We start from the raw sequence: 15081 nt of genomic DNA, 5'->3' as shown, positions 1-15081 counted from the left end.
GGGCCTGTATTCTCAGGGGCGGCCGCCGCGCCGCCGATCGCCCACGACGAACAGGAGCACCTCCGTGTCCAACCCCCTCGCAACCGGTTCCCTCTCGGGCACGAGAGCACTCGTGACCGGCTCCTCCCGGGGCGTCGGCGCCGACACCGCGCGGTTCCTCGCCGAGGCCGGCGCGCGCGTCGTCATCAACTACCGAAACAAGGAGAAGCGCGCCCAGCAGCTCGTCTCGAAGATCGAGGAGGCGGGCGGCAGCGCCCTCGCGATCCGGGCCGACCTCACCGATCCTGCGTCGGTCGCGTCGATGATCGAGACCGTCACGACCGAGTTCGGCGAACTCGACCTCCTCGTCCTGAACGCCTCGGGCGGCATGGAGACCGGCATGGCCGAGAACTACGCGCTGCTCCTCAACCGCGACGCGCAGGTCGACGTGCTCCGCCAGGCCCTGCCGCTGATGGCCCCGGGCTCGCGCGTCGTCTTCGTCACGAGCCACCAGGCGCACTTCATCCGCACCACCGAGACGATGCCCGAGTACCTCCCTGTGGCTCTCTCGAAGCGCGCGGGCGAGGACGCCCTCCGAGACCTCGTCCCCGAGCTCGACGAGAAGGGCGTGGCGTTCGTCGTCGTCTCCGGCGACATGATCGAGGGCACCATCACGGCCACCCTGCTCGAGCGCTCCAACCCCGGCGCGATCTCGTCCCGACGCGAGTCGGCCGGGAAGCTCTACAACGTCGCCGAGTTCGCCGCCGAGGTGGCCCTCGCCGCCGTCGAGGAGATCCCCTCCGACCACACCCGCCTGGTCGGCGACGTCTCCGACTTCCACGCCGAGGTCTGACCGTGACCGGCTCCTCCGACCCGAGCGGCGTGATCCTGCGCCCCACCTCGCGCCTCATCGTCGTCGACCAGGACGACCGCGTGCTCCTCATGCTGACGAAGTCGCCCGACACGTCGGGGGCGAGCCGCTGGATCACGCCGGGCGGAGGAGTCGACCCGGGGGAGTCGCACGAGCAGGCGGCCGTCCGGGAGCTCCGCGAGGAGACCGGGCAGGTCATCGCCGACCCGGGGCCGGTGCTCTTCACCGAGGACTTCGAGGTGCCGTGGGACGCAGCCGACCACACGCACGGCCACGCCGAGTTCTACCTGGTGCGGCTGCCGCACTTCGAGATCGTCGACGACGAGTGGACCGACGACGAGAAGGTCGACATCCTCGCCTCGCGCTGGTGGACCCTCGCCGAGTTGGAGGCGACCGACGAGCACATCGAGCCGGCGCAGCTGGTCGAGCGGCTCCGGGGTCTGCTGGCCTGAACCACCGGCCGCCCGGCGCCGGCGTCATCACATGTGTTGACGTCGAAGTTCGCCCGATCGGCCGAGGACGCAGCGGCAGCCGGACTCGTAGGCTCGAGTCATGGAGCTCTCCGTCGTCATCCCCACCTACAACGAGGCACCGAACGTCGCTGAGCTGGTGGAGCGCATCGAGAAGGCGACTCTCGGCATCGACACCGAGATCCTCTTCGTCGACGACTCCACCGACGACACTCCCGACGTCGTCACCCGGGTGGCCGGCGAGCACGCCATCCCCGTCCGCCTCCTGCACCGCGACGCGCCCGTCGGAGGCCTGTCGGGCGCTGTGATCGCCGGGCTCCGCGCCGCCGAGGGGGAGTGGGCCGTCGTCATGGACGGCGACCTGCAGCACCGCCCCGAGACGCTCCCCTCCGTCCTCGCGAAGGGCCGCGAGACCGGCGCCGACGTCGTGGTCGCCTCGCGTCACGTCGACGGCGGATCGAGCGACGGCCTCTCCGGCGGCGTCCGCCGGGCTGTCTCGCAGCTCTCCATCAAGGTCACCAAGGCCCTGTTCCCGACGCGCCTCCACGGGACGACCGACCCGATGTCCGGGTTCTTCGGCATCCACCGCGGCTCCGTCCAGCTCGACGGGCTGCACCCGCGCGGCTTCAAGATCCTCCTCGAGATCCTCGCCCGCCAGGACTTCACCGTCGCCGAGGTGCCGCTCGTCTTCGACGCCCGCCTCGCCGGCACGTCGAAGGCCGACATGAAGCAGGGCATCGCCCTCGGCCGCCAGCTCTTCGACCTCAAGTTCGGCCGCATCTCCGGCTTCGCCGCCATCGGCGCCCTCGGCGCGGTCGCGAACCTGCTCATCCTCTGGGGCCTGCAGAAGTTCGGCGTGGGCTACCTCGCCGCCGCCTGCGTCGCCGCGGTCCTCACGATCATCGGCAACTTCCTCCTCCAGGAGCGCTTCATCTTCGACGACCTGCGCGCCGGTGCCCGGAGCGTCTGGAAGCGCTGGTGGCACACCTTCGCCTTCAACGGCACCGAGTCGGCCATCCGCACCTTCGCCCTCTGGGTGATCGTCGAGACGACCTCGCTCCACAGCGTGCTCGTGCAGGCCGGACTGATCGCCATCGGCTTCACGCTCCGCTTCCTGTACCAGTCGCGGGTCGTCTACAAGCAGCACGAGAAGCCCGTCACCATCGACGACATCGTCGAGGGCGCCCCGACCGAGACAGCTCCGACGACCACGACTCCCGCCTCGGTCTGACGAGCTCCCGAGTCGGCCGGCGCGCCGGTCAGGCCGTGGAGACGAGTCCGTTCTCGTAGGCGAAGATCACCAGCTGGACGCGGTCTCGGAGCTCGAGCTTGCCGAGGATCCTGCTCACGTGGGTCTTCACCGTCGCATCGCTCAGCTGACGGTCGGCGGCGATCTCGTTGTTGCTGAGCCCTGCGGCCAGCAGGGCGAAGATCTCGCGCTCGCGCGCGGTGAGCTGCTCGAGGGCGTCGGTGTCGACCACCGCCGAGCGGCGGGCGAACCGCTCGACCAGGCCGGTCATCACCGACGGGGCGACCACGGCCGATCCTGCGTGGATCGTCCGGAGCGAGGCGAGGAGGAACTCCGGGTCGGCGTTCTTCAGCAGGAACCCGCTCGCCCCGGCCTGGATCGCCTTGAACGTGGTGTCGGTGAGTTCGAAGGTCGTCAGGACGACGATGCGGAGGCCCGCGACCACATCGGCGGGATCGTCGGGGTGCAGGATCGCCGAGGTCGCCTCGACCCCGCCCATGCGGGGCATCTCGAGATCCATCAGCACCAGGTCGACCGGCTCCGCGCGGGACCGGTCGACGGCCTCGGCGCCGTCACCGGCCTCCCAGACGACCTCGAAGTCGTCCTGCGAGTCGAGGATCATGCGGATCCCGGCGCGGAAGAGCGGCTGATCGTCGGCCAGACCGACACGGATCGTGGTCATTCGGCACCTCCGGGTGCGTGGGGGATCGTGGCGTGGACCGCGAAGCCGCGGACTCCGTCGGCGCGAGGGCCCGCCGTCACGCTGCCGCCGACGAGCCGGACGCGCTCGACCATGCCCGCGATGCCGTGCCCGCCGCGGGTCGGTGCCGGCTCGGCCGACGGCGGGCCGTCGTCGGCCTCCGCGCGCCCGAGCAGGTCGGGGCCGTCGGCATCGCGCCCGAGCAGGTCAGGGCCGTCGGTCTCGGTCGTGACCGAGTCGACCGTCACGGCCTGCGTCGACCAGGTAAGGGCGACCGAGACCGTCGTGCCGGGGCCGCCGTGCTTGAGGGCGTTGGTCAGAACCTCCTGCACGACCCGGAACAGCGCGAGATCGCAGGATCGCGACAGATCCAGCCGGTCGCCCGTCTCGTTGAACGAGATCGCGAGGCCCGACGACTCCATGTTCGTCAGCAGGGTGTCGAGGTCGGCGACGCCGAGGGAGCCCTCGTGCCCGGTCGAGGTGGCGAGGACGCTCAGGAGCTCGCTCACGTCGTCGAGCGCCGACCGCGCCGACCGGTTGATCACGCCGAGCGCGTCGGTGGCGGCGGCGGGGTTCTTCGCGACCGCGTACCTCGCCCCGTCGGACTGGGCGATGATCACCGCGAGCGAGTGCCCGATGGCGTCGTGCATCTCGCGGGAGATGCGGGTGCGCTCCGTCTCTTGAGCGACTCGGAGCTCGGCGCGGAGGAGATCCTGCTCGCCCTCGAGCCGCTCGAGCCGCGCCGTCAGCAGTTCGCGGCGGACGCGCGCGATCATCCCGAGGAGCCAGAACAGCGCCAGCGCGGCGGCGACGACGCCGGCCACACCGACGGAGTAGATGACCCGGGAGAACGCCTCCTGCGAGTCCGACTGGCCGTGGGGTAGGAAGTCGCCGGTGACGAGGACGAGCTTGACGCTCGCGATGATGCCGCCCGCGACGCTCGACACGAGCCCGAGGCGCTGGACGACCGGCTGCCGGGCCAGACTCGTCGCGAAGATCACGACGGCGATCAGCACGTCGCCGTTGATGAACGACGGCAGGACGACCAGCTGGACGACGGCGCCGACCCAGGCGATCGCCAGGCCTACGCCGGGGGAGCGGCGCCGGAAGGCGACCGCCAGAGCGAAGAGGGCGTCGACCGGCAGCGTCTGCCAGCCGGTCCGGGTGACGTCGAGCACGCCGAAGAACGCGAACGCCACGACGGCGACGATGACGTCGACGAGGAGGGGTCGGCGTTCGATCGAGGTCCACACCCCTGCAACGCTAGTGCCGCAGCGGCCGGACCTCGTCAGTCGCGGTCGGACTGCTGCTGCTCGCCGCGGATCCGGGCGTCCTCGTCGGACAGGATCCGGTCGGCCTCCGCATTCACGTGCGCCGCTTCGGCGTCAGCCACGAACCTGTCGGCGTTCTCCCGCGAGACCCCGTACGTGTTGCCGCAGTAGGCGCAGGAGATCGTGTACGAGCCGTGGCCGAACGGGAAGATCGGGACGAAGAACAGCGTGAACCAGGTGCGTCGCCGCACGAGCCGCTGGGCGGCCTCGTGCTGGCAGACGGTGCAGACGAAGATCAGTGCCGCGACGAGCTTCTGCGTGGTGCGCGAGCCGAACAGGATCATGGAGGCCCCCCTTGGACGTTGTGCCGAACCTACCTCATCCGGCGAGCGCGGTCTTGATGGATCGGCGCTCCGACATGGCGAGATACCCGTCGGCGGCTTCGGCGAGCGGCAGCGTCAGGTCGAAGACGGCGCCCGGGTCGTAGCTGCCGTCCATGACCCGCGGGACGAGGTCGGGCAGGTAGTGCCTGACGGGCGCGATCCCGAACCGGAGGGTCAGGTGCTGCCGGAACGGCGTGAAGATGCCGAGCTGCGGGCTGGTGTGCGGCACGCCGACAGCGCCGACAGTGCCGCCGACCCGGGCCATGCCGAGCGACATCTCCCACGACTCCGGGGTGCCGACGGCCTCGACGACGTGGCGGACGCCGAGTCCGTCGGTGAGGTCGCGCACTCGGGCTATGCCCTCCTCGCCGCGTTCGGCGACGACGTCGGTGGCCCCGTAGCTGCGGCCGAGGGCCGCGCGGTCGTCGTGCCTGCTCATCAGGATCACGCGCTCGGCCTTCAGGATCTTCACCGCGCCGAGGACGGCCAGGAGTCCGACGGCGCCGTCGCCCACGACGGCGACGGTCGATCCCTCGGTCACGCCGGCGAGCACGGCTCCGTGGAGACCGGTGGCCGCGACGTCGCTGAGGGCGAGGAGGCCGGGGAGGAGGTGCGGGTCGGTCGATTCGAGGCCGCCGGGAACGACGACGAGGGTGCCGTCCGCCTCGGGCACGCGCACGGCTTCGCCCTGGCCCCCGTCGGTTCCGGGAGCACCGAAGGTGCCGCCGTGCTCACAGCGGGTCTGGATGCCGTCGAGGCAGGCGGGGCAGGTGTTGTCCGACCACTGGAACGGCGCGACCACGAAGTCGCCCGGTTTCACGGTCGTCACCTCCGAACCGACTGCCTCGACCACGCCGATGAACTCGTGACCGAGTCGTGATCCTGCGGCCCGGTCGATGATGCCGCGGTAGGCCCAGAGGTCGGATCCGCAGATGCAGGAGCGGACGACCCTCACGAGGGCGTCTTTGGGATCGCTGATCGACGCGTCGGGGACCTCGACGACCTCGACGACTCCGGCGGACTGGTAGACGGCTGCGCGCATGGTGGACCTTTCGGGGATGCAGAGAAGCGGGGGATGGAGACGCCGGTAGCGGATCAGGCGCGGACGCGGTCGACGTGGGCTGCGAGTTCGTCGAGGTTGGCGACCTCGCAGGTGCGGCGGCCCTCTTCGATGTCGTGGATCATCTCGACCACCCGGTCGAAGATCGGCCCCTGGATGTCTTTGTGGACCTCGTCGACCTCGGTCTTGCGCTTTCTCACCATGAGGTCGCGGTAGATGCCCGAGTGGGTCTTGGCGCTTCGGCGGTTGAACGCGGCGAGGCGGTCGAACGAGCCGGGGAGGTCGTCCGGCTCGAAGCCGTCGAAGCCCTCGACGCGCACGGGCGCCTGGGCGAGCACCTCTTCGGAGAGCGCGGTCATGAGCGGGCGGTACTCGGGGCGCTCGAGCGTCTCGGCGATGGCGAGGTCGCTGACGGCGCCCGCCCACATCATCGCTCCGTAGACCTCTTTGCCCCAGAGGTAGCCGAGCACGTTGTCGGTCGCCTCGGCGTAGGGGAGGGCGTCGGCGAACTCCCGCGCGCGGTCGGTGATCGGCCCGGGATCGATCTCGCCGACGCGGAAGGTGGCCACGTTGCCCTGCAGCACGCGGCCGGGTCCCAGCACATCGGCGCCGATGTTGACGAAGCTGCAGAGGATGCGCTCGCGCCCGACGGCCTCGACGAGGGTGTCGGCGGTGAGGCCGTTCTGTACCGTGAGCACGACGCCCTCCGGGGCGAGCCGGTCGCGGAGCAGGGCGGCGGCCGAGGCCGTGTGGAGGCTCTTCACCGCGACGATGGCGCGGTCGATCGACGCGGGCAGCTCGTCGGGGGTGATGGCCGGGACGCGGACGGTGAAGTCGTCGACCGGGCCCTCGATGTGGAGCCCGTGCTCCTGGATCGCCCGCACGTGCGCCTCGTCGGCATCGACGAGGGTGACGTCGTGGCCGTCTCTGGCCATGCGGGCGCCGAGCGTGCCGCCGATGGCGCCTGCTCCGATGATGTGGATCTTCATGGTTCTCCTCGGGAGGGGGTTAGACGCGAACAGGCTGCGGGCAGGGCCGGACTCAGGCGGTGACGGGGGCCGGCACCGCGCGGTCGACGAACGACCGCAGCACCGCCTGGAACTTCTCCGGCTCCTCGGTCTGCGGCGAGTGGCCGGATTTCTCGAAGACGACCAGCTCGCTGCCCGGGATGAGACGCGCGATGGTCTCGGACGCACTGACCGGGGTGACCCAGTCGCCGCGCCCGACCGTGACGAGGGTCGGCACCGCGACGTTCGGCAGGTCGTCCTTCAGGTCGTAGGTGGGGAAGTTCTCCTGGAAGCAGGCGTTGTGCGACTCGTGCCGGTAGATGCCCGCCTCGACGGCGGCTGTCGACTTCTCCTCGTCGTACTCGAAGTCGTAGAGCGGGATCAGCTCGGCCCACAGGGCCTTGAGCTCGGCGTCGCTCCGCACCGTGCCGCCCCAGTAGCGGTCGAAGTGCTCCCAGTCGATCTCGACCCGCGTCTGCGCGCGCGCGTTCTCGAACGCGAGCTCGAGGTTCGACCCGTCGGCGGAGGTGTCGCGCAGGATGATCGCCGACACGTGCTCCGGGTACCGCACGGCGTATTCGAGGGCGATGAAGCCGCCGTACGACCCGCCGGCCACCGCGACGCGGTCGACACCCGCCCACTGCCGGAGCCCGTCGACGTCGGCGGCCCACTGCTCGTGCGAGTAGGGGCCGACGCCCTCGCTCAGGCCGCAGCCGCGCGCGTCGAAGACGATGACGCGGAAGCGGTCGGCCAGGGTGCCGAAGGTCGCCCTGGGTTCGGCGAGCGAGCCGATCCCGCCGCCGCCGTGGTGCGCGATCAGCACCGGCCCGTCGTCCGATCCCACCACTTCGACGTTCAGGCGTGCTCCGTTGATGACGACATCCATGGTCACTTCTCGCTTTCGGTGGGGGAGAGGGGCTCGCGGAGCAGGCGCTCCTGCCAGCGGGCGACGTTGCCGGCGAGCACGGTCAGCGGGACCGCGCCCGAGCCGAGCACGACCCCGTGGAAGTCCACGATCGAGAACCGGTCGCCGAGCGCCTCCCGGGCCTCCTCGCGGAGCCGCAGGATCTCGCGCCGGCCGATCATGTAGGCGAGCGCCTGTCCCGGCCACGCGATGTACCGGTCGACCTCGCTCGTGACGTGCTCGAGCGTCGTCGCGGTGTGCGCGTACATGAACTCGACGGCGCGCTCGCGGGTCCAGCCGAAGTGGTGGATGCCGGTGTCGACGACGAGGCGGCAGGCGCGAAGGGCGCGGAACGACAGCATTCCGAGGCGGGAGAGGTCGTCGCTGTAGAGGCCCGCCTCGTCGGCCAGCTGCTCCGAGTAGAGACCCCAGCCCTCGTTGAAGCTGCACGCCTCGACGTCGAGGTAGCGCCGGTAGCGGGGGATGTCGAGGGTCTGCGCGGTGGCGAGCTGCAGGTGGTGGCCCGGCACCGACTCGTGGAACGACAGCGACTCGTACTCGTAGCGGAAGTGCTCCTCCGGGTCGGTGGCGAGCACGCAGTAGGCGCCCGGCCGGCTGCCGTCGACGGCCGGCGGCCTGTAGTAGCCGAGGGCGCTGCCGGCGGCGTCGATCGGGTTGATGATCTCGATCACGCACTCGGGGATCTCGGTGCGCGGGAAGTACGCATCGCGGACGGCGTCCGCGCGATCGAGGGCGCCCCGGGCGACGGCGATGATCTCGTCGCTGGTCTCGAAGCGGAGGGCGGGATCGCTCCGGAGCCGCTCCGCGATGACGGGGAACTCCCGCTCGCCGAGGGCCCGCTCGCCGACCTCGCTCCACTCGGCGAGCATCTCGTCGAGCACGTCGAGGCCGATGCGGTGGATCTCGGCGGCGGTGAGGTCGGTGGTCGTGTGACGACGGATCGCGGCCGCGTACGCCGTGTCGCCGCCCGGCACCGCGTGGATGCCGACCCGGTCTCCCTCCCGGCCGACGGGCAGCAGCTCGGTTCGCAGCAGGTCGACGAGGGCGCGGAGGGCGGGGCGGATCTCGTTCTCGACGATCCTGCGGGCCGAATCGAGAAGCGCAGGATCGGAGGCCCCGCGAGCCGGCCCCAGCAGGGCGTCGTCGGAGGCGTCGAGCGCGAGGTGCCCCTGCAGCTGCGCGATCGCCTGCTCGACACCGGTGCGCGTCGGGGTGCGGCCGCGGGCCGCCTCCTCGACGTAGCGCCTCCCGAGGCCCTCGAAGAACCCCGCCAGGCCGCCGAGGCGGGAGAGGTAGCGGGCGGCGCTCACGTCGTCGTTCGCCGTCATCGCCGGCACGGCCTGGAACACGAGGCCCTGCCTGCTGACGTAGCCCTTGGCCGAGGCGTTGGTGGCCCACAGGGAGTGCTCCGCGTCCTCCTGCGCTCCTCGCACCAGGACGGCGAGCACGTCGCGGTCGGCGAGCTCGTCGTCGCTGAACCCCGTCGTGTCGAGGGCGTCGACATCGCGGCCGATCGCGGCGAGCGCCGCTGCGGCGCTCTCGCTCGCGGCGAGCGACGGGTCGCCTGCGAGACCGTCGAACCGGTCGATGCCGAGGAGGGTGGCGTTGTAGGGGTCGTAGGTGTGCTGGGTCTCGAAATAGCGTTCGCCAAGGGCGAGGAGCCGGGGGTCTCGGATGCTCATGGGTATGCCGCCCTCTAGAAGAGGGAGTGTCCTCCGTCGATCGAGATGGTCTGGCCGCTGATCCAGGAGGCCTCCGGGTCGGCGAAGAAGAGGACGCCGCGGGCGATGTCGAACGGGGTGCCGGTGCGGCGGGTGGCGATGCGGTCGAGGAGGGCGCGCTGGCCGTCGTCGCCGTACGACTCCCACTGCGCCTGGGTCGTGGGGTTCGAGAGCACGAAGCCGGGGGCGATGCAGTTGACTGTCACGCCGAACGGGCCGAGCTCGTGGGCCATCTGCCGGGTGAAGCCGATCTGGGCGGCCTTCGCGGTTGCGTAGGCCTGGATGCCGGTGAGGCTGACGCTCCGGCCGGCCCCGGACGAGATCGTGACGATCCGCCCGAAGCCGCGGGCCTTCATGGAGCGCGCAGCCGCCCTCGTGCAGTTGCGCGTCGTGGTGATGTTGGCGTTCATCACGGCGTCCCAGGCGGCGTCGTCGAGCTCGTCGATCGGCACGTGCGTCTGGCCGACGACCCCGCCGGCGTTGTTCACGAGCACGTCGACGCCGCCGACCCGCTCGAAGAACTCCTCGACGGCTCGCGTGTCGGAGAGGTCGACCGTGTCGCGGTCGACGCGGTGGACCGTGGCGCCGTTCTCGTCGAGGAGGGCGGCGATCGCGCTGCCGATGCCCTGGGCGGTGCCGGTGACCACGGCGGTGCGGCCCTCGAATGTCGTCATGTCTCAGCTCTCGTCGGTGTCGGAGTCGGTCTGGAGCACCGAGGTGGCTCGGTAGGCGCGGGCGATCTGCACCGTGTCCTCCCACTCCTTCATGCGGTCGATCCCGCGGCCGTCGGTGGCCTGAAGGACCCCTTCGACCAGGGCCTCGAGGAGCGCCAGCAGGCCGACGAACGAGTCGAACGGGATCCCGTCGACCGGCACCGGGAGGACGATGTCTGCGCCCTCGGCAGCGGGCGAGAGGCCCTGGTCGGTGATGACGATGACGGTCGCGCCCTGCCGCTTGGCGATGTCGGCCGCCTGCTTGGCCGTGAGCTCGTAGCGGCGGAAGTCGATGATGACGGCGACCGATCCCGCGGTCAGGCGCAGGATCTTCCCGATGTCGTGCCCCAGGGGTTCGGCGACGAAGTCGACCCCTGGCACCGCCTGATCGAGCTGGGTGGCGAGGAGCATCGCGAGGTAGCGGCTGAAGTAGCCGCCGGAGATCGCGATCTGCCGGGGCCTCGCCGCGAGCGCCTGCACGGCCAGCTCGAACTCGCTCGGGGGCACGAACTGGCCGAGCTTCTCGATCAGCGCGGTCTTCTCCGTCATCGCCGCCTCGAAGACCGGTTCGGGGGCGTGGTCGCGGATGCCCTCGACGGTGCGGCTCACCGGGCTGTTCATGTGGTGGGTGATCTCGTCGCGGAGACGCTTCTGGAAGTCGGGGTAGCTGCCGATGCCGAGCCGGGTCACGAGACGGAGGACGGTGGGCGTCGAGGTGCCCGCGGCCTTCGCGACCGTCGCGGCGCTCTCGAGCCCGGCGCTCGGGTAGGAGGCCAGGAGTGTCCTGGCGACCTTCTTCTCGGCCGGGCTGAGTTCGCCCATGCGGGCGAAGATCTCATCGTTGATCGACATGCTGCTCCCTCTCGGTTGACGGGTGTTCGGCGCTGCCCGTTCAGGTCAGCATGGCGAACCCGTCGTGGTCTTCGAAAGCGGCGAACATCGTGGGGGAGTTGTGGGCGACGACGACGCGACCGTCGGGGGCGACGCCGACGAGGCCGCCGGAGGCGTTCTTCGCCGTCAGCTCTTCGGCGAAGGTGGTCGCCACGGCGTCCCGGAGGCTCGAGCCGAGGAACCGCATCCGGCTGGCGATGTCGTACGAGACGACACCGCGGATGAAGGCCTCGCCCTCGCCGGTGCACGAGATCGCGACGGAGTCGTTCCGGGCGTAGGTGCCGGCGCCGATGATCGGGCTGTCGCCCACTCGGCCGAGGCTCTGCCCCGCCATGCCGCCGGTCGAGGTCGCAGCCGCGACATCGCCGTGCACGTCGCGGGCGACGGCGCCGACGGTTCCGTGCCGGGGCCCGGTCAGCGTCAGGTTGAGGATCCGGTCGAGCTGCACCCGCCTGGCCTCGGTGACGAAGTACGACTGGTCGCGCACCTCGTGACCCCACTCGGTGACGAGCTGCTCCGACGGGCTCACGAGGAGCACGTGGTCGCTCTTCTCGAGCACGCTTCGGGCAACCCGGACGGGGTTCTTCGCGTGCCTCGAGACGGCGATCGCGCCGGCCCTGCCCTGACCGTCCATGACGGCCGCATCGTGCTCGGCGACTCCGTCGGCGGTGAGGGCTGCCCCGCATCCTGCGTTGAAGAGGGGGTCGTCCTCGAGCTGCTCGACGGTGGCGCAGACCGCGTCGAGGGCCGATCCGCCGGCTTCGAGAACGGTGCGGCCCGCGGCGTAGGCCCGGGAGAGCCCTGCTTCGAACGCCTCGCGGCTCTCGGTGGAGAGCTCCTCGATGCGGCCGCCCGCACCGCCGTGGAGGGCGAGCGACCAGGGGCCGCGCGAGGGGATGTCCCAGATCCTGGTCTCGAGGGGTGTGGCCCTCGACTCCTCATCGGCCATGTCAGCGCCCTCCGGCCTGACGCGTGATGTAGTTGACGGCCACGAAGGCCTGGAAGACGTCGAGCAGGTCGTCGCCCTCGATCCTGACCTCGCGGAGTCCGGTGCGCTCGGCACGCCTCGCCCAGGTGGCGACGTCGGCCATGTCGGCGGTCTGCAGCTCGAGGTCGAGAGTCGCCGGGCGGGTGATGCCGGGCGTCTTGACGGAGCCGGCGGCGACGCGGCGGACGGCCTCCTCGGCCCCAGCCCGGATGAGGCGGCACGACTCGGTGGGGTGCAGGTTCTTCGCGCTGGCGCGCGAGATCGACTGCTTCGTGACGACGTTGACGCCGCCGCCGGCGAAGGCCTCCGTCTCCTCCCAGGTGACGATGTCGCCCGTGACGAGGGCGATCGGCACGCCGTAGTGCTCGGCGACGAGGGCGTTGATCCCGCTCTCGCCGACGTACTCGCCGTTGAGCTTCGCGCCCGAGAAGACCTCGGGGTTGTAGGTGTGCGACATCGTCGACGACTTGCCCGAGATCGAGCCGTGGTACCCGACGAAGAAGATCGCGTCGACGGTGTCGTCGAGGCCCTGCATCATGTACATCGGCTTGTGGCGACCCGAGATGTACTGGGCCTCGCCGGCGATTCGTCGCGGATCGAGGTTCGCCATGCGGCTGTGGGAGTCGTTCAGCACGATCTCGGTCGCGCCTCCGGCGATCGCGCCCTCGATGGCCGCGTTCACCTCGTCCTGCAGGAGTTCGCAGCCGAGGGCGTACGAGGGGCTGCCGGGGCGGCACTGGTCCCAGTCGACGACGCCGGCGACGCCCTCCATGTCGAGTGACATCCAGATCTTCATAGGGTGGTGCTCCTTGCGTCGGGTGTTGCGTGTTCGGGCGCGGCGTGTTCGGGCGCGGCCTGGAAGGGATCGAGGTCGTCCGCGCGGAGGCAGGCCGTCTCGTGTCCGGCGGAGAACTCGGCGAGCGCCGGGTCGATCGTGCGGCACTCGTCGGTGGCATAGGGGCAGCGCGGGTTGAACCGGCAGCCCCTCGGCACGTCGAAGGGGCTCGGCGGTTCGCCCTCGAGCACGAACTCCTCGTTCACGCTGCCCGCGGTCATGCGGGGGATCGAGTCGATCAGCGCGCGGGTGTAGGGGTGGCGGGGGTTCGCGAACAGCTCGGCGGTGTCGGCGACCTCGACGATGCGGCCGAGGTACATGACGGCGACCCGGTCGCTCAGGTGCTGCACGACGGCCAGGTTGTGGGCGACGAACAGGATGCTGAGGCCGAGTTCGCGCCGGAGCCGGGCGAAGAGGTCGAGGATGGTGGCCTGCACCGACACGTCGAGGGCCGAGACGGGCTCGTCGGCGATCAGGATGTCGGGACGGACCGCGAGGGCCCGGGCGATGGCGAGGCGCTGGCGTTGACCGCCGGAGAACTGGCTGGGGAAGGCGTCGAGGGCGTCCTCCTCAAGCCCGACGAGGTTCAGCAGCCGGATGCTCTCGGCCCGCACCTCGCTCCGAGGCACCACCTTGTGGAGCACGAGCAGCTCGCGGAGCATCGAGCCCACCGAGATGCGCGGGTTGAGCGACGAGTACGGGTCTTGGAACACCATCTGGATGCGGCGGCTGTCGTTCCGGTCGCGCCTCGCCGGCATCGGCTCGCCGTGGTACTCGACCGATCCCGAGCTCGGTGTCGCCGACCCGACGAGGATCTTCGCGAGCGTCGACTTGCCCGACCCCGACTCGCCGACGAGGGCCAGGATCTCGCCTTTCCGCAGGTGCAGGTCGACCCCGTCGAGTGCCCGGAGGCTCGAGTGGTCGTCCGCGCCCCTCGCGAGACGCGTGGCGAGGGGGGTGCGCAGGTGGTAGCTCTTCGTGACGTCCGACACCCGCAGCACGGGCGTCGGCAGGGCGGTGACGGTCATGCGCGGGCTCCCTCAAAGATGCGGTCGGACTCGATGCACGCGGCGTCGTGCCCGGGGGCGACGACCTCGCGCGGAGGCATCGCCTCGGTGCACTCCGGCACCGCGAACGCGCAGCGCGGCGCGAACGGGCACCCGCTCGGGCGGGCGGCGAGATTCGGCGGGAACCCGGGGATCGGCACGAGGTCGCGCAGCGGCTGGTCGAAGTCGGGGGCCGAGTCGAGGAGCCCCTTCGTGTACGGGTGGCGGGGATCGCCGAGCACGTCGCGCACCGACCCCGACTCGACGAGGTGACCGGCGTACATGACGGCCATGTCGGTGCAGGTCTGATTGACGACGGCGAGGTCGTGGGTGACGAACGCCAGTGCGGTCCCGGTGTCGGCGCAGAGCGCCTCGAGCACCTTCAGCACCTGGTGCTGCACCGTCACGTCGAGGGCCGTGGTCGGCTCGTCGCAGAGCAGCAGCCGCGGCCCGCACGAGACCGCCATCGCGATCATGATCCGCTGCCGGAGTCCTCCGGAGAGCTCGTGCGGGTAGGCGCGGGCGCGTCGCGCAGGATCGGGGATGCCCGTCCTCGCCATCATGTCGATCGCCAGCGCGTCGGCGTCGGCCCGGCTCAGCCCGAGGTGCCGGCGCGGGCCCTCCGCGATCTGGTCGCCGACCCGCACCACCGGGTTGAGGGCCGTCATCGGCTCCTGGAAGATCATCGCGATCTCCGGGCCCATGAGGCGGCGCCTCTCGGTGCGCGGCATCCCGACGAGCTCGCGCCCGTCGTAGCGGATGCTCCCGGAGAGCACCTCGACGCCCTTGGGGAGGAGCCCCGCGACGGCGCGGAGGGTGAGCGATTTCCCCGACCCCGACTCGCCGACGATCCCGAAGCGCTCACCGGACGCGATGTCGAGCGACAGGTCGTCGACGATGATCGTGTCGGGGCGGCCCTTGCGGCGGATCCCGAGGGTCAGGTTCTCGACGTTCAGCAGGGAAGCGCTCACG

16 protein-coding genes are annotated in these 15081 nt (G+C 70.9%); 3 read left to right on the top strand and 13 right to left on the bottom strand.

What is annotated here, in order from left to right; all coding sequences use genetic code 11:
- Positions 1-64 precede the first annotated feature (64 nt).
- From ABD733_RS01210 to ABD733_RS01200, 3 genes are all read left to right on the top strand, one after another.
- On the top strand, positions 65-832 hold the full coding sequence (locus tag ABD733_RS01210) for an SDR family oxidoreductase (protein ID WP_344793223.1): 768 nt from the start codon (positions 65-67) through the stop codon (positions 830-832).
- Between the two features lie 2 nt (positions 833-834).
- Positions 835-1302, top strand: coding sequence for an NUDIX hydrolase (locus ABD733_RS01205; RefSeq protein WP_344793222.1), 468 nt, complete (start codon positions 835-837; stop codon positions 1300-1302).
- Between the two features lie 100 nt (positions 1303-1402).
- Positions 1403-2551, top strand: coding sequence for a glycosyltransferase (locus ABD733_RS01200; RefSeq protein ID WP_344793221.1), 1149 nt, complete (start codon positions 1403-1405; stop codon positions 2549-2551).
- Positions 2552-2579: 28 nt separating this feature from the next.
- On the opposite strand, the gene ABD733_RS01195 is transcribed toward ABD733_RS01200, so the two are convergent.
- The 13 genes from ABD733_RS01195 to ABD733_RS01135 are packed head-to-tail and all read right to left on the bottom strand — an operon-like array spanning position 2580 to position 15080.
- Positions 2580-3251 carry a response regulator gene (locus ABD733_RS01195; RefSeq protein WP_344793220.1) on the bottom strand — a complete coding sequence of 224 codons (672 nt, stop codon included), beginning with the start codon at positions 3249-3251 and terminating at the stop codon, positions 2580-2582.
- Positions 3248-4522, bottom strand: a complete 1275-nt coding sequence (locus ABD733_RS01190; protein WP_344793219.1) for a sensor histidine kinase — start codon at positions 4520-4522, stop codon at positions 3248-3250. The genes ABD733_RS01195 and ABD733_RS01190 overlap by 4 nt, the downstream gene beginning before the upstream one ends.
- A gap of 35 nt (positions 4523-4557) precedes the next feature.
- Positions 4558-4884 (bottom strand): zinc ribbon domain-containing protein, encoded by a 327-nt coding sequence (locus ABD733_RS01185; protein ID WP_344793218.1) that lies wholly within the window; start codon positions 4882-4884, stop codon positions 4558-4560.
- A gap of 34 nt (positions 4885-4918) precedes the next feature.
- Positions 4919-5965, bottom strand: a complete 1047-nt coding sequence (locus ABD733_RS01180) for an alcohol dehydrogenase catalytic domain-containing protein (protein ID WP_344793217.1) — start codon at positions 5963-5965, stop codon at positions 4919-4921.
- Positions 5966-6018: 53 nt separating this feature from the next.
- Complete coding sequence (locus ABD733_RS01175) at positions 6019-6972, bottom strand: ketopantoate reductase family protein (protein ID WP_344793216.1); 954 nt, start codon at positions 6970-6972, stop codon at positions 6019-6021.
- 52 nt (positions 6973-7024) lie between these two features.
- Positions 7025-7876, bottom strand: a complete 852-nt coding sequence (locus ABD733_RS01170; protein WP_344793215.1) for an alpha/beta fold hydrolase — start codon at positions 7874-7876, stop codon at positions 7025-7027.
- A gap of 2 nt (positions 7877-7878) precedes the next feature.
- Entirely contained in the window at positions 7879-9597 is a 1719-nt protein-coding gene (locus ABD733_RS01165) for a DUF885 domain-containing protein (protein WP_344793214.1), read from the bottom strand.
- Between the two features lie 14 nt (positions 9598-9611).
- The gene (locus tag ABD733_RS01160) at positions 9612-10310 is read right to left on the bottom strand and encodes an SDR family NAD(P)-dependent oxidoreductase (protein ID WP_344793213.1); all 699 of its coding nucleotides are present in this window, start codon (positions 10308-10310) and stop codon (positions 9612-9614) included.
- A 3-nt stretch (positions 10311-10313) separates the two neighbouring features.
- Positions 10314-11201, bottom strand: a complete 888-nt coding sequence (locus ABD733_RS01155) for a MurR/RpiR family transcriptional regulator (protein WP_344793212.1) — start codon at positions 11199-11201, stop codon at positions 10314-10316.
- A 40-nt stretch (positions 11202-11241) separates the two neighbouring features.
- On the bottom strand, positions 11242-12189 hold the full coding sequence (locus ABD733_RS01150; RefSeq protein WP_344793211.1) for an isoaspartyl peptidase/L-asparaginase family protein: 948 nt from the start codon (positions 12187-12189) through the stop codon (positions 11242-11244).
- Between the two features lies 1 nt (position 12190).
- Complete coding sequence (locus ABD733_RS01145; RefSeq protein WP_344793210.1) at positions 12191-13012, bottom strand: M55 family metallopeptidase; 822 nt, start codon at positions 13010-13012, stop codon at positions 12191-12193.
- An 8-nt stretch (positions 13013-13020) separates the two neighbouring features.
- A complete protein-coding gene (locus ABD733_RS01140) occupies positions 13021-14091 on the bottom strand; it encodes an ABC transporter ATP-binding protein (protein ID WP_344793209.1) in 1071 nt (356 codons plus the stop codon).
- A complete protein-coding gene (locus ABD733_RS01135) occupies positions 14088-15080 on the bottom strand; it encodes an ABC transporter ATP-binding protein (RefSeq protein ID WP_344793208.1) in 993 nt (330 codons plus the stop codon). The genes ABD733_RS01140 and ABD733_RS01135 overlap by 4 nt, the downstream gene beginning before the upstream one ends.
- Position 15081 lies beyond the last annotated feature (1 nt).

Origin of the sequence: Frondihabitans peucedani, from assembly GCF_039537585.1 — a bacterium.
Taxonomy (GTDB): domain Bacteria; phylum Actinomycetota; class Actinomycetes; order Actinomycetales; family Microbacteriaceae; genus Frondihabitans; species Frondihabitans peucedani.
Note: the sequence above shows the minus strand (reverse complement) of the source record. Positions and strands in the feature narration are given on the sequence as shown.

Coding starts and splice junctions, on each gene's coding strand:
- ABD733_RS01200 (WP_344793221.1), top strand. CDS start 1,403: ATGGAGCTCTCCGTCGTCATCCCCACCTACAACGAGGCACCGAACGTC.
- ABD733_RS01195 (WP_344793220.1), bottom strand. CDS start 3,251: ATGACCACGATCCGTGTCGGTCTGGCCGACGATCAGCCGCTCTTCCGC.
- ABD733_RS01150 (WP_344793211.1), bottom strand. CDS start 12,189: ATGGCCGATGAGGAGTCGAGGGCCACACCCCTCGAGACCAGGATCTGG.
- ABD733_RS01180 (WP_344793217.1), bottom strand. CDS start 5,965: ATGCGCGCAGCCGTCTACCAGTCCGCCGGAGTCGTCGAGGTCGTCGAG.
- ABD733_RS01155 (WP_344793212.1), bottom strand. CDS start 11,201: ATGTCGATCAACGATGAGATCTTCGCCCGCATGGGCGAACTCAGCCCG.
- ABD733_RS01165 (WP_344793214.1), bottom strand. CDS start 9,597: ATGAGCATCCGAGACCCCCGGCTCCTCGCCCTTGGCGAACGCTATTTC.
- ABD733_RS01175 (WP_344793216.1), bottom strand. CDS start 6,972: ATGAAGATCCACATCATCGGAGCAGGCGCCATCGGCGGCACGCTCGGC.
- ABD733_RS01160 (WP_344793213.1), bottom strand. CDS start 10,310: ATGACGACATTCGAGGGCCGCACCGCCGTGGTCACCGGCACCGCCCAG.
- ABD733_RS01145 (WP_344793210.1), bottom strand. CDS start 13,012: ATGTCACTCGACATGGAGGGCGTCGCCGGCGTCGTCGACTGGGACCAG.
- ABD733_RS01185 (WP_344793218.1), bottom strand. CDS start 4,884: ATGATCCTGTTCGGCTCGCGCACCACGCAGAAGCTCGTCGCGGCACTG.
- ABD733_RS01140 (WP_344793209.1), bottom strand. CDS start 14,091: ATGACCGTCACCGCCCTGCCGACGCCCGTGCTGCGGGTGTCGGACGTC.
- ABD733_RS01170 (WP_344793215.1), bottom strand. CDS start 7,876: ATGGATGTCGTCATCAACGGAGCACGCCTGAACGTCGAAGTGGTGGGA.